Annotated in this window: 5 protein-coding genes; 3 read left to right on the top strand and 2 right to left on the bottom strand. The window is 71.4% G+C overall.

Features of this window, described 5'->3' with window-relative positions; all coding sequences use genetic code 11:
- A complete protein-coding gene (locus tag ACIQ5Y_RS12375; protein ID WP_403878795.1) occupies nucleotides 1-1,119 on the bottom strand; it encodes a sensor histidine kinase in 1,119 nt (372 codons plus the stop codon).
- Complete coding sequence (locus ACIQ5Y_RS12370; RefSeq protein ID WP_403878718.1) at nucleotides 1,112-1,807, bottom strand: response regulator transcription factor; 696 nt, start codon at nucleotides 1,805-1,807, stop codon at nucleotides 1,112-1,114. Before ACIQ5Y_RS12370 ends, ACIQ5Y_RS12375 begins: the two co-directional genes overlap by 8 nt.
- Nucleotides 1,808-2,205: 398 nt before the next feature.
- Between ACIQ5Y_RS12370 and ACIQ5Y_RS12365 the strand changes: the two genes are divergently transcribed.
- Genes ACIQ5Y_RS12365 through ACIQ5Y_RS12355 form a run of 3 tightly spaced genes read left to right on the top strand, consistent with a single transcriptional unit; the run spans nucleotide 2,206 to nucleotide 14,740 of the window.
- Nucleotides 2,206-4,056 carry an ABC transporter ATP-binding protein gene (locus ACIQ5Y_RS12365; protein WP_403878715.1) on the top strand — a complete coding sequence of 617 codons (1,851 nt, stop codon included), beginning with the start codon at nucleotides 2,206-2,208 and terminating at the stop codon, nucleotides 4,054-4,056.
- Nucleotides 4,053-10,265, top strand: a complete 6,213-nt coding sequence (locus tag ACIQ5Y_RS12360; RefSeq protein ID WP_403878712.1) for an amino acid adenylation domain-containing protein — start codon at nucleotides 4,053-4,055, stop codon at nucleotides 10,263-10,265. Before ACIQ5Y_RS12365 ends, ACIQ5Y_RS12360 begins: the two co-directional genes overlap by 4 nt.
- A complete protein-coding gene (locus tag ACIQ5Y_RS12355) occupies nucleotides 10,262-14,740 on the top strand; it encodes an amino acid adenylation domain-containing protein (protein ID WP_403878709.1) in 4,479 nt (1,492 codons plus the stop codon). Before ACIQ5Y_RS12360 ends, ACIQ5Y_RS12355 begins: the two co-directional genes overlap by 4 nt.
- Nucleotides 14,741-14,760: the final 20 nt, after the last annotated feature.

Raw genomic sequence — 14,760 nt, 5'->3', positions numbered from 1 at the left:
TCACGGCTGGACACGTGAGGTCGGACGCCGGTTCCGGGCCGGCGGAGGGGCGGCCGGCAGCCGCACCGTGACATGGAGGCCGCCCCCGGGGCGCGGGGCGACGGTGAGGGTTCCGTCGTGCGCTTCGGTGATGCTCTTGACGATGGCCAGGCCCAGGCCGACGCCCGCGTGGTCGTGGCGGATGCGTTCGGTGCCGCGCTGGAAGGGCTCGGTGAGGGTCGAGACCAACTGTGCCGGGAGGATCTCGCCGGTGTTCTCGACGGTGAGCGTCACGCTTCCGGAATGGATGCCGGTCGTCACCCACACGATGCCCGCACCGGGCAGGTTGTGGACGATCGCGTTGTGGATGAGATTGACCGTCATCTGCAGCAGGAGCGCGCGCGAGCCGATGGTCGGGGTGATGTCGCCCGAGGCCTCGATGGCGACGCCGTGCTTCTCCGCCGAGGGAAGCAGCATCTCGACGGCCTCCTCGACGTTGAGGGACAGGTCGACCGGCTCCCGGGCGAAGGATCGCTGATCGGCACGGCTGAGCAGGAGCAACGCCTCGGTGAGGTCGATCGCCCTGGCGTTGACATCGTGGAGGCGCCCGATCAGCTTGCCCGAGTCTCGCGCCGGGTCGTTGAGCGCCACTTCGAGAAGGGCCTTCGTGATCGCCAGCGGGGTGCGCAGCTCGTGGGAGGCGTTGGCCGCGAACCTCCGCTGCTCGGTGACGTGCGCTTCGAGGCGCGCGAGCATGGTGTCGAAGGCGTCGGCCAGCTCGCGGAACTCGTCCTTGCGGCCTTCCAGTTCGATCCGGTGGGAGAGCGACCCGCTCGCGGCCATGCGGGTGGCGTCGGTGATGCGGGTCAGTGGGGCGAGCATGCGGCCGGCGAGCAGCCACCCTCCCAGCAGGCCGAACACCAGCAGGAGCACCAGCACTCCGGCCGTCGCCGGAGCGTAGGCGTGCAACACGATGGTGCGGATGGGTACGAGCCCGGCGGGGCTGCTCGCCGCGTCGGGCAGGCCGCGCAGCAGATACACCCAGACCGTGCCCAGCATCAGCGTGCCCGCGAGCATGACGAAGCTCGCATAGCTGAGGGTGAACTTGAGGCGGATGCTCACGCCCGGCGTTCTACGCACCCGCATCGCCCTCACGCCTGCCGTCCGCCGGAGTGGTGATCCGGTATCCGATGCCGGGCAGGGTGGCGATGATCTGAGGTTCACCGAGGCGTTTGCGCAGAGCCGAGACGGTGATGCGCACGGCATTGGTGAACGAGTCGGCGTTCTCGTCCCAGGCCCGCTCCAGCAGTTCCTCGGCGCTGACGACGCCGCCCTCGGCGGCGACGAGCACTTCGAGCACGGCGAACTGTTTGCGGGTGAGCGCGATGTAGCGGTCGTCGCGGTAGACCTCGCGGCGGAAGGGGTCCAGCCGCAGGCCCGCGATCTCCCGCACGGGCGGTCTCATGTGCGCGCGCCTGCGGTCCAGCGCCCTGAGCCTGAGGACGAGTTCACGCAGCTCGAACGGCTTGGTGAGGTAGTCGTCGGCACCGAGCTCGAACCCGGAGGCCTTGTCGTCGAGCCGGTCGGCGGCGGTGAGCATGAGGATGGGCATGCCGGATCCCGCCGCGACGATCCGTGCGGCGATCTCGTCACCGGAGGGCCCTGGTACGTCGCGGTCGAGGATGGCGATGTCGTAGGCGTTGACGCTCAGCAACTCCAAGGCGGTGTCGCCGTCACCGGCGATGTCCGCGGCGATCGCTTCCAGGCGCAGCCCGTCGCGGATTGCCTCTGCCATGTACAGCTCGTCCTCGACGATCAAGACACGCATGTGCCAATGGTACGAGCAGGTACCTGTCGTCAGCGTATCGAAAAACGCGTACGTCCCGGCGGCATCGACTTCCCCTGAATGTGCGAAATGCCGGCGGGCGGTGACAACGGCCGTCCACTCCGGTTCCGGGAATTATTCGAGAGACATCGCTCGGACGTTTCTCTCGGCGGCCCCGGGATCGTCCCCGTCGTACCCGGGCCGTGTCCAAGTGTCGGAATTCCTCGCTTGGACCCCGCTTGTGGACATCGAGACTTGATCAGCACGATGTACCCGCTGATTTCGGTGTCGTGTGAGAGGGGGGTGTTCGCGTGGTGATGATGCCGTCCATCGGGGGTGCGATAAGGCCCGGCGGAGCTGATCCCGAGCCATCCAGGATCCGCCCTGGAACGTCACGCAGAGTGCTCGGCTACCTTCGCCCGCACACCGGGAAGGCCGCGCTCTTCGTCGTCGTCGCTGTCCTGGAGTCGCTCATCGTGGTGGCGACTCCGCTGCTGCTCAAGCAGATCGTCGACGACGGGATCCTCAAGGACGACTTCGGAACCGTCACGATGCTGGCCTGGATCATCGCCGGGCTCGCCGTCCTCGGCGCGTTGCTGGAGCTGGCACTCGCCTACATCGCCGGCTGGATCGGGCAGGGGGTCTGCTACGACCTCCGGACCCAGTCCATCGGTCACGTCCAGCGGCTGCCGGTCGCGTTCTTCACCCGCACCCAGACCGGGGTGTTGGTCGGACGGCTCCACGCGGAGCTGATCCTGACGCAGCAGGCGTTCAGCCAGTTGCTGATGGCGGTGACCAGCGCGGTCGCGGTCGTCCTGGTGATGGCCGAGTTGTTCTACCTGTCGTGGCTCGTCGCCGTCATCACGCTGGTGCTGGTCCCGCTGTTCCTCGTTCCCTGGGTGTACGTGGGGCGATTGATACAGCGGTACACCCGGCGGATGATGGAGGAGACCGCCGGCCTGGCCGGCGTCCTCCAGGAGCGGTTCAACGTGCAGGGGGCGATGCTCTCCAAGCTCTACGGCCGTCCGAAGGAGGAGATGGCCGGGTACGAGGCACGGGCGGAAAGGCTCCGCGGGATCGGCGTGGGCGTCGTCGTCTACAGCCGGATGGCCTTCATCATCATGGCGCTGATGGCCTCGCTCGCCACGGCGCTCACCTACGGGGTCGGCGGCGGCCTCGTGCTCGCCGGGACCATCCAGTTCGGCACGCTGATCGCCCTCGCCACCCTGCTCGGGCGGCTGTTCGGACCGATCACCCAGCTGTCCGGGATGCAGTCGAACGCACTGACCGTCCTCGTGAGCTTCGACCGGATCTTCGAGGTCCTCGACCTGAAGCCGCTGATCGAGGAACGCGCCGACGCCGTCCCGCTCACCACGAGCACGGCCCCGGAGATCGAGTTCGAGGACGTCTCGTTCCGCTATCCGAGCGCGGACGAGGTCTCGCTGCCGTCGCTGGAGCAGAACGTGCGCGGCGCACGGGAGGGAGAGGAGATTCCGCAGGAGGTCCTGCGCCACGTGAGCCTGCACGCACCCGCCGGAACCCTCACCGCACTCGTCGGCCCGTCCGGCGCGGGGAAGAGTACTCTCACCCACCTGGTGTCCCGGCTGTACGACCCGACCTCCGGCACCGTCCGTGTCGGCGGACACGACCTTCGGGACCTCTCCTTCGACTCGCTCCGCGAGACGGTGGGCGTGGTCAGCCAGGACACCTACCTCTTTCACGACACGATTCGGGAGAACCTTCGCTTCGCCCGTCCGGCCGCCACCGAGGACGAGCTGATCGAGGCGTGCAAGGGGGCCCAGATCTGGGACATGATCGAATCCCTCCCGAGGGGGCTCGACACCGTCGTGGGAGATCGCGGCTTCCGGCTGTCGGGCGGCGAGAAGCAGCGACTGGCCATCGCCAGGCTGCTGTTGAAGGAGCCCTGGGTCGTCGTGCTCGACGAGGCCACCGCTCACCTGGACTCCGAGTCGGAGGCCGCCGTCCAGCGGGCCCTCAAGACCGCGCTGCGCGGCCGCACTTCCCTGGTGATCGCCCACCGGTTGTCCACGATCCGCGAGGCCGACCAGATCGTCGTGATCGACGACGGAGGAGTCCGGGAGCGCGGGACGCACGAGGAGCTGCTGGCCGAGGCCGGACTCTACGCGGAGCTCTATCACACGCAGTTCGCCAATTCGGGCGGCGGCGTGGCCGCGCCCGAACGCAACGGGGCCGGCTTGGTCCACCAGGTGGTTCCTGAAGGGGGACGATGAACTCCGCAGCGCTGGCCATGTCGACGGTGCCGGAACTGTTCGCCCGTCATGTGGAGCGGACGCCCGACGCGGTGGCCGTGGTCGATGGGGATCGGGTTCTGACCTACCGGCGGCTGGACGAGCTCGCGGGACGGCTGGCCGGGCGGTTGATCGGTCGGGGCGTCCGCCGCGGCGACCGCGTGGCGGTCCTGATGGAACGCTCGGCGGACCTGGTGGTGACGCTGCTCGCCGTGTGGAAGGCGGGAGCGGCGTACGTGCCCGTGGACGCCGCCCATCCCGCGCGGCGGGTGGCGTTCATGGTCGCGGACTCGGGGGCGTCCTTGATGGCGTGCTCGGCCGCGACGGGCGACGGCGTGCCGGAGGGGGTCGAGTCGATCGTCGTCACGGACGAGGGTCCGGGCGAAGCGTGGTCGGTCCCGGTGTCTCCGGGGGACCTGGCGTACGTGATGTACACCTCCGGGTCGACGGGGATCCCGAAGGGAGTGGCCGTCCCGCACCGGAGCGTCGCGGAGCTGGCGGGGCACCCCGGCTGGATGGTGGAGCCCGGTGACGCGATCCTCATGCACGCGCCGTACGCCTTCGACGCCTCGCTCTTCGAGATCTGGGTACCGCTCCTCTCGGGTGCCCGCGTGGTGATCGCCGAGCCGGGCGCGGTGGACGCCCGGCGCCTGCGGGAGGCGGTCGCGGCCGGAGTGACGAAGGTGCACCTGACCGCCGGGAGCTTCCGGGCGCTGGCGGAGGAGTCGCCGGAATCCTTCGCCGGCCTCCACGAGGTGCTGACGGGCGGCGACGTGGTGCCCGCACACGCGGTGGAGAAAGTGCGAAGGGCGATCCCCCGAGCACGGATCCGGCACCTGTACGGGCCGACGGAGACGACGCTGTGCGCGACCTGGCACCTGCTCCAGCCGGGCGACGCGCTGGGTTCCGTGCTGCCGATCGGCCGTCCGCTTCCGGGCCGCAGGGCTCAGGTGCTCGACGCGGCGCTGCAACCCCTGCCGCCGGGCACGGTCGGCGACCTCTACCTTTCCGGCGCCGGCCTCGCGGACGGCTACTTGGACCGGGCGGCGCTGACGGCGGAGCGGTTCGTGGCGGATCCGTCCGTACCCGGCGGCCGGATGTACCGGACAGGGGATCTCGCCCAGTGGACCGCCGACGGCGAGCTGCTGTTCGCGGGCAGGGCGGACGACCAGGTGAAGATCCGCGGGTTCCGGATCGAGCCGGGTGAGATCGAGGCCGCGCTGACCGCCCGGCCCGATGTCCACGAGGCCGTCGTGGTGGCGATCGACGGACGCCTGATCGGCTACGCGGTGACGGACGCGGATCCCGACGTCCTGCGTGAGCGTCTCGGGGCGACGCTGCCGGAGTACATGGTCCCGGCTGTCGTGATCACGCTGGACGGGCTTCCGCTGACCGGCAACGGCAAGGTGGACCGGGCGGCGCTGCCCGCGCCCGTCTTCGGGGCGAACGCCGCGGGTCGCGAACCCGCCACCGAGGCGGAGCGCGTCCTGAGCGGGCTGTTCGCCGAGCTGTTGGGCCTGGACCGGGTCGGTGTCGACGAAAGCATCCTGGCCCTGGGCGGCGACTCGATCGTCGCGATGCGGCTGGCGGCGCGCGCGGCCAAGGCCGGTCTGCTGGTGACGCCCTCCCAGATCTTCGAGGAGAGGACCCCCGCACGGTTGGCGGCCGTGGCGCGTCCCGCACGCGCCGACGCCACCGACGTCCGTCCCCTGATCGCCCTCACCGCGGAGGAGGAGGCCGAGCTGGCGATCGCCGTACCGGGCGCGGAGGAGGTCTGGCCGCTCGCCCCGCTCCAGGAGGGGCTGCTCTTCCAGTCGACCCTCGAAGAAGAGGGCCTCGACATCTACCAGGCGCAGTGGATCCTGGAGCTGAACGGGCCGCTGGACGTGGACCGGCTCCGTGCCGCGTGGGAAGCGGTCTTCGCGCGGCGCGCCGAGTTCCGGGTGAGCTTCGTCCGGCTCGCGTCGGGGAAGACCCTCCAGGCCGTCGCCGGACACGTCGTCCTGCCCTGGCGGGAGGTCGACCTCACGGGCGTGAGCGACGCCGACGCGGCCGTCGAGGCCCTCGCCCGGCGGGAACAGGAACAGCGGTTCGACCTGGCCGCGGGCCCGCTGTTCCGCTTGGTGTTGGCCAGGTTCGGCGAGGACCGGTACCGCCTGGTGGTCGTCCACCACCACATCCTGACCGACGGCTGGTCGGTGGCGGTCATGCTCAACGAGGTGGCCGAGGCGTATGCGGCCGGCGGCCGGCTCCCGGAGCGGATCGGCGCGGCGTCGTACCGGGACTACCTGGCCTGGCTGGACCGGCAGGACAAGGACGCGGCCCGCGAGGCCTGGCAGGCGGAGTTGTCCGGTCTCGACGAGTACGCGTCGATCGCCAAGACGGCCGCCGGGACGGGATACGAGTACCGCATCGCCCACCTCACGCCGGAGCTCCACACCAGGCTGAAGGAGGTGGCCCGCGACCACGGGCTGACGCTGAACACGGTGGTGCAGGGCGCGTGGGCGCTGGTGCTCGCCCGCCTCGAGCGGCGCACCGAGGTGGTGTTCGGCACCACGGTCGCCTGCCGTCCCGCAGAGCTCCCGGGAGTGGAGTCGATATCCGGGCTCATGATGAACACCGTGCCGGTCCGGGTGTCGCTGGACGGCGGGCAGACGGTCGCCGACCTGCTCACCGGTCTGCAGCGGCGGCAGGCGGCCCTGATCCCGCATCAGCATCTGGGACTGCCGGAGATCCAGAAGGCGGCCGGGCCGGGCGCGAAGTTCGACACGCTGCTGGTGTTCGAGAACTATCCGCGGGACTTCGCCGACCTGTTCACCTATCTGGGCACGGTCGAGGGGACGCACTACCCACTGACCCTCGGCATCATCCCGGGGGACCGTTTCAGGATCCAGCTCGCCTACCGGCACGGGCAGATCGAGGAAACCGTCGCCGAGTCCGTGCTGGGGTGGTTCGTCGGCGCCCTCGGCGCGGTGGCCGCCGACCCTTCCGCGTTGGTGGGGCGGGCCGGTCTGGCCGGGGGCCGGGCGAGCGGCTCGGATACGGCGCCGGCGGTGGGGGAGTCCTTGCCGGTGCTGGTCGCGCGGGTCGTGCGGGAGCGGCCGCACGAGCCGGCGGTGGTGGACGGCGACGGCGAGCTCACCTTCGAGGGGCTCTGGGAACAGGCGTTGGCGCTCGCCGCCGTGCTGAGGGCCCGTGGGGTCGGACCGGAGTCCCGGGTGGGCCTCGTCGTGCGGCGGTCGGTGCGGTGGGTGGTCGGGATGCTGGGGGTGTCGCTGGCCGGCGGCGCGTTCGTTCCGGTGGATCCCGCGTATCCGGCCGAGCGCGTGAGACTGCTCCTGGGAGACGCGGATCCCGTGCTGGTGGTGTGCGACGGGAAGACCCGGGACGCGGTGCCCGAGGAGTTCGCCGACCGGTCGGTGGCGATCGACGAAGTGGATCTTTCGGCGGGTCCGGATGCGGTGTCGCCGCCGGTCGGGCCGGACGACGCGGCGTATGTGATCTACACGTCGGGCTCGACGGGCACTCCCAAGGGGGTCGTCGTCACCCATGCGGGCCTGGGGAATCTGGCGGCGGCGCAGATCGACCGGTTCGCCGTGTCGCCGTCGTCACGGGTCCTGCAGTTCGCGGCGCTGGGCTTCGACGCCGCGATCTCGGAGGTGCTGATGGCGTTGCTCTCGGGGGCGACGCTGGTGATGGCGCCGGAGCGGGACATGCCGCCGCGGGTGTCGCTGGCCGAGGCACTGGAGCGGTGGGACGTCACCCACGTGACGGTCCCGCCGTCGGTGCTCGCCACGGCCGACGTGCTGCCGGCGAGGCTGGAGACGGTGGTGGTGGCGGGGGAGGCATGCCCGCCGGGCCTCGCGGATCGCTGGTCGGAGGGACGGCGGCTGATCAACGCCTACGGGCCGACCGAGGCCACGGTGTGCGCCGCGATGAGCACGCCGTTGACGGCGGGCCGGGACGTGGTCCCGATCGGGGAACCGATCGGGGGAAGCCGCTGCTACCTGCTGGACGCGTTCCTTCGGCCGTTGCCGCCGGACATCGTCGGCGAGCTGTACGTGACGGGGATCGGGTTGGCCCGTGGCTACCTGGGCCGTGCGGCGCTGACGGCGGAGCGGTTCGTCGCCGATCCGTTCGCCTCCGGCGAGCGGATGTACAGGACGGGAGACCTGGCCTGTCTGACGAGCCGCGGTGAGCTGGTGTTCGCCGGCCGGGCCGATGACCAGGTGAAGCTCCGTGGGTTCCGGATCGAGCCCGGCGAGATCGAGTCCGTACTGTCCGGGCACCCGGAGGTCGCCCAAGCGGCTGTCGCCGTCCGGGACGACCGGCTGCTGGCCTATGTGTCGCCGGCAGAGGTCGATCCGCACGCGGTGCGGGAGTACCTCGCCTCCCGGCTGCCCCAGCACATGGTGCCCGCCGTGGTGGTGCTGGAAGCGCTGCCGACCACCCCGAACGGGAAGATCGACCGCCGCGCTCTGCCCAATCCGGATGCCACTGCCGGGACCGTCGGTCGAGAGCCGGTCACGGAGCTCGAACGGGTGCTGTGCCGGCTGTTCGCCGAGGTGCTCGGCCTGGAGCGGGTCAGCGTGGACGACGGCTTCTTCGAGCGGGGCGGAGACTCGATCACCTCGATGCAACTGGTGGCGCGGGCGCGGCGTGAAGGACTGGCCCTCGCCGCGCAGGACGTCTTCGAGCTGAGGACGCCGGAGAGCCTCGCGAGGCTGGCGGCCCAATCGCCTCTGCCGGAACGCCTCCGGCCCGCGACGGCCGACGGTACGGGCGAGGTGCCGTGGACGCCGGTGATGAGAACGCTGGGAGACGGGATCACCGGTGCGGGATTCGCGCAGTGGGTGGTGGTGGGCGCGCCCGCGGACCTGGGCGAGGGGAACCTGGCCGCCGCGCTGGCCGCCGTCGTGGATACGCACGACATGTTGCGAGCACGCGTGGAGCGGGGACGCCTGATCGTGGGTGAACGCGGCTCGGTGGACACGGCCGGTCAGGTCCGCAGGGTGGGGCTTGACGGAGGCTCGTCGGACGAGGCCGTGGAAGGCGCGGTGCGGGACGCGGTGGGACGGCTGGCCCCGGAGTCGGGCGTCATGGTGCAGGTCGTGTGGGTGGACGCCGGGCCGGGACGGGTGGGCCGATTGGTGATGGCGGTGCACCATCTGGCCGTCGACGGCGTGTCCTGGCGGATCCTGGTTCCGGATCTGCGGGCGGCGTACGAGGCGGCCGAGGCGGGACGGACCCCTGCGCTGGAGCCGGCGGCGGTGTCGTTCCGACGGTGGGCGAGCCTGCTGGAGGAATGGGCGGCCTCCACGGAACGGGTCGGCGAACTGTCGGCGTGGCAGGCGATCCTGGGCCGGGAGGCCCGGCCGATCGGCGGGCGGGAGCCGGGCACGGGGAGCGTGGACTCCCGGTCGTGGGCGATCTCGGGAGCCGAGGCGTCGGCGCTGCTGGGACGGGTTCCGGCGCTGTTCTTCTGCGGGGTCCACGAGGTGCTGCTCTCGGGTTTGGCGGGGGCGGTGGCGCGCTGGTCCGGCGATCACGCGGTGCTGGTGGACGTGGAGAGTCACGGCCGTCATGCGGTCGGCGGGCTGGATCTGTCCCGGACGGTGGGTTGGTTCACCAGCGTGCATCCGGTGCGACTCGACCTGTCGGGCATCGACCTGGCGTCCGGGGACCTGCTGAAAGCGGTGAAGGAGCAGTCGCGGGCAGTGCCCGCGGACGGCCTCGGCCACGGGCTGCTGCGTCATCTGAACGCCGAGACGCGACCGGTGCTGGAGGCCATGCCCTCACCCCGGATCGGATTCAACTACATGGGCCGGTTCCCCACGGGTGAGCAGACCGACGTGGCGGAATGGCAGCAGGTCGGTGACATCGGCGGTTCCCTGGACCCGGCCATGGCACCGCCGCACGCGCTGCAAGTCGACGCGGTCGTCCGGGACATGCCGGCGGGCCCGGAACTGACGCTCGTGGCGAGTTGGCAGACCGGCCTCTTCGAAGAGGCCGAGATCGAACGGTTCGGTCGGATGTGGCGGGACACGCTGTCCGGCCTGGCCCGCCTGGCGGACGATTCCTCCGCCGGCGGACACACCGCGTCCGACTTCGACCTTCTCGACCTCGATCAGGACGAGATCGAGGGTTTCGAAGCAATAGCAGCGCACTTCGGCGGAGGCGAGAAATCGTGACCAGCTCGACCACGTCCCCCGGATCGGCGCTCGCCGAGATCTGGCCGCTGTCACCGATGCAGGAGGGGATGTTCTACCACTCGTCCTTCGACGACGAGGCCCCCGACATCTACGTCATCCAGCAAACCCAGATCATCGACGGGCCCCTGGACACGGAGCGGCTCCGGACGTCTTGGCAGGCCCTCCTCGACCGGCACCCGGCGCTTCGGGCGTCCTTCCACCGGCGGAAGTCCGGCGAGACGGTCCAGTTGATTCCCCGGGAGGTGAAACTCCCCTGGAGCGAACGCGACGTGTCCGGCCTGCCCGAAGAGGACGCGATGGCCGAGGTGACCGCGATCGCGGAGAAGGAGCGCGCCAGGAGGTTCGATCTGGCCGGGCCCCCGCTGCTGCGGCTGACGCTGATCCGGCTCGGTCCGGAGCGGCACTGCCTCGTGACGACGAGCCACCACCTGCTCATGGACGGGTGGTCCCGGGCGATCCTCGAGTCCGAACTCCTCGACATCTACGCGGCCGGCGGCGTCGCGTCGGGTCTGCGGTCGGCGGTCTCCTACCGCAACCATCTGGCATGGCTGGGGCGGCAGGACAAGGACGCCGCCCGGGCGGCCTGGCGCGCGGAGCTGACCGGCGCCGACGGATCGGCGCTGAACATCCCCGAAAGGCCCGGCCGGGCTCCGGAACTGCCGGTCCGCAAGGTGATCCGCCATTCACCGGCCTTCACGTCCGCCCTGGTGGAGTTCGCCCGCAACCACGGGCTGACGCTGAACACGGTGGTGCAGGGCGCGTGGGCGCTGGTGCTGGCCCGACTGGCGCGCCGCCGGGACGTGATGTTCGGCGCGGCGGTCTCCGGGCGCCCGGCGGACCTGCCGGGCGTGGAGGGCATGGTGGGGCTGCTCATCAACACCGTGCCGGTGCGCGTCCGGTTGGACGGCGGGAAAACGGTCGTGGAGACGCTGACGGAGCTGCAAGAGCGGCAGTCCGCGCTGATCGCGCACCACCATCTCGGGCTCCCGGAGATCCAGAAGCTCGGAGGGGCGGGCCTGGACACGATCGTGGTGTTCGAGAACTACGTCGATCCCGGGGCGGGCTCGAAGTCCCCGCGCGGTCTCGGCCTGACCCTGCGTGAGTTCCACCAGGCGTCCCCCTACGCGATCACTCTGGGCGTCATGCCGGGCGAGAGCATCGAGACCGACGTGCAGTACCAGCCGGAGATGGTCGACGCCGCCGTCGCCGAGGCCGCTCTCCACGGGCTCGTTCGGGTGCTGGAACAGATGATCGCTGAGCCGGGCGCGCCGGTGGGCCGCCTGGACCTGGTGAGCGACGCCGAACGCGAGCGGGTGGTCGAGCGGTGGAACGAGACGGGCGACCCGATCGGCGCGCCATCGGCGGTGGACCTCTTCCTCCGGCAGGTGGAGAAGGCCCCGGAGGCGACGGCGATGACGGCCGGGGGACGGGCCTGGTCGTTCGCGGAACTCGACGCGTGGTCGGGCCGGCTGGCGCGGGTGCTGACGGACCGGGGCGTGCGCCGAGGCGACCGCGTCGGTGTCCTGCTGGAGCGTTCGCCGGAGGTGCCGGCGGCATGGCTCGGCGTGTGGAAGGCGGGAGCGGCGTTCGTGCCCGTCGATCCGGACTACCCGACGGACCGGGTCGCGTTCATGCTGTCCGACGCGACGGTCGCCGCGGTGGTGTGCTCCGCGGGGACCGCGGCCGCCGTGCCCCCGGGCCACGAACTCGTCATGATGGACGACGCCGTCGATGGTGGGACCTCGCTGGTCCCGATCGGGGCGGACGATCTGGCGTACGTGATGTACACGTCGGGATCGACCGGGACACCGAAGGGCGTCGCCGTCCCGCACGGCGGCGTCGCGGCCCTGGCGGGAGACCCGGGGTGGGGCGTCGGAGCGGGCGACGCCGTGCTGATGCACGCGCCGCACACCTTCGACGCGTCCTTGTACGACCTCTGGGTGCCGCTCGTGTCGGGTGCGCGGGTGATGCTCGCCGAGCCGGGGGTGGTCGACGCGGAGCGCCTCGCCGGTCACATCGCCCAGGGCCTCACCTCGGTGAACTTCACGGCGGGCCAGTTCCGGGCGCTGGCGCAGGAGTCCCCGGAGTCGTTCGCGGGGCTGCGCGACGTTTCGGCGGGCGGCGACGTGGTGCCGCTCGGCGAGGTGGAGCGGGTCCGGCGGGCCTGCCCCGAGCTGGTCGTCTGGCACACGTACGGTCCGACGGAGACCACCCTGTGCGCGACGGGGAAGGCGATCGAGCCCGGCGATCGGCTGGGGTCGGTCCTGCCGATCGGCCGCCCACTGCCGGGCCGCCGCCTGTACGTGCTGGATGCCTTCCTGCGCCCGTTGCCGCCGGGCGTCGCGGGCGATCTCCACATCGCGGGCGCAGGGGTGGCGCACGGCTATCTGGACCGTCCCGGGTTGACGGCGGAACGATTCGTCGCGGACCCGTTCGCCTCCGGTGAGCGCATGTACCGGACGGGCGACATCGCGTACTGGACGGACGAGGGCGAGCTGGTGTTCGCCGGTCGGGCCGACGACCAGGTGAAGATCCGCGGCTACCGCGTGGAGCCGGGCGAGGTCGAGGCGGCGCTGGCCGCGCGGCCGGGCGTCGAACAGGCCGTGGTGGTCGCACGTGAAGGACGCCTGATCGGCTACGTCGTGTCCGGCGGCGACATCGACCCGGAACGGCTGCGCGAGGACGTCGCCAGGGCGCTGCCGAGCTACATGGTGCCGGCGGCGGTGACGGTCCTGGACGCACTGCCCGTGACGGCCAACGGCAAGGTGGACCGGGCGGCGCTGCCGGACCCCGACTTCAGCGGACGCGTCACCGACCGGGAACCGGCCACCGACGCCGAACGGGCGCTGTGCGCGCTGTTCGCCGAGGTTCTCGGCCTGGAACGGGTCGGCGCGGATGACAGCTTCTTCGAGCTGGGCGGAGACTCCATCACCTCGATGCAGCTGGCGGCGCGGGCCCGCCGCGCCGGAATGGCCTTCGGCGCCCGCGAGGTGTTCGAGCACGCAACCCCGGCGGCAATCGCCGGGATCCTCGACCTGGACGGCGGGCCGGCCGGGCCGCCCGATCCGGCCGAGGGCGCGGGAGACGTGGCCTGGACGCCGACGATGACGACATGGGGGACGGGATCCGCGCAGTGGGCGACCGTCGGCGCGCCCGGCGACCTGTCGGTGGACGCGCTGGCGGCCGGGCTGAGCGTGGTGATCGACGCGCACGACATGCTACGGAGCCGGATCGTCGAGGCCGGGCAGCCCCGGGTGGTCGTGTCCGGCAGGGGCGCGGTGGACGCCGCGCACCTGATCGAGCGGGTCGAGGCGAACGCCGGTGACCTCGGTGACGTCGCGGAGCGGTGTGCCCGGGAGGCGGCCGCGCGGCTGGATCCTGCCGCGGGCGTGATGGCCCGTGCGGTGTGGGTGGACGCGGGACCCGGTCGTGTCGGGCGGCTCGTGCTGGTGGCGCATCCCCTGGTGGTCGACGCGATGTCGTGGCAGATCCTGCTCCGGGACCTGCAGGCTGCCTGTGAGGCCGTCACCGCGGGCAGGGAGCCGTCCCTCGACCCCGTGGACGTCTCGTTCCGGCGATGGGCGGCCGCGTTGGCGGAGCAGGCGACCTCCACGGAACGCGTCGCGGAGCTGACCGCGTGGACGGCGCTCCTCGAAGGAGAGGAGCCGCGGCTGGGCGAGCCCGACACCGGCTCGGCCGCGGGACGCCGATCGTGGACCTTGCCCAAGGACCGCACGGGCGCGCTCGCGGAGCAGGTCACCGCGGCCTTCCACTGCGGAGTCCACGAGGTGCTGCTGGCAGGCCTGGCGGGCGCGGTGGCGCGTTGGCGCGGAGGCCACGTGGTGCTGGTGGACGTGGAGGGTCACGGCCGCCGGCCGGTCGGGGGGATGGATCCGGTCCGGACGGTGGGCCGGTTCACGAGCGTGCATCCGGTGCGGCTGGACGTGGGCGGGATCGATCCGGCGTCCGGGGCGTTGCTGAAGGCGGTGAAGGAGCAGTCGCGGGCGGTGCCCGGCGACGGGCTCGGCTACGGACTGCTGCGTTATCTGAACGGCGAAACGGGACCGGTGTTGGAGGCCTCGCCGTCGCCCCGCATCGGGTTCACCTACCTGGGCCGGTCCGCCGCGGGCGACGTGCGGGAGTGGCAGCGCTCCGGAGGCATCGGCGCATCGGACCCGGACATGAGGCCGTCGCACGCGCTGGAAGCCGAGGCGGCCATCCGGGACATGCCGGACGGCCCGGAACTGACGCTCACGGTGAGGTGGCCGGCCGGTCTCTTCCCGGAGGCCGAGATCGAACGGTTCGGTCGGCTGTGGTCGGACGCGTTGTCCGCCCTGGCCCGCCTGGTGGGCGATTCATCCGCCGGAGGACACACCGCGTCCGATTTCGACCTCCTCGACCTGAACCAAGACGAGATCGAGGAACTCGAAGCCGAGTTCGGCGCCGACCTTTAAGCCTTTTGCTGGATCGAGGG

It is taken from the genome of Streptomyces sp. NPDC096339, from assembly GCF_044762985.1.
Lineage (GTDB): Bacteria > Actinomycetota > Actinomycetes > Streptomycetales > Streptomycetaceae > Streptomyces.
Note: the sequence above shows the minus strand (reverse complement) of the source record. Positions and strands in the feature narration are given on the sequence as shown.

Coding starts and splice junctions, on each gene's coding strand:
- ACIQ5Y_RS12370 (WP_403878718.1), bottom strand. CDS start 1,807: ATGCGTGTCTTGATCGTCGAGGACGAGCTGTACATGGCAGAGGCAATC.
- ACIQ5Y_RS12360 (WP_403878712.1), top strand. CDS start 4,053: ATGAACTCCGCAGCGCTGGCCATGTCGACGGTGCCGGAACTGTTCGCC.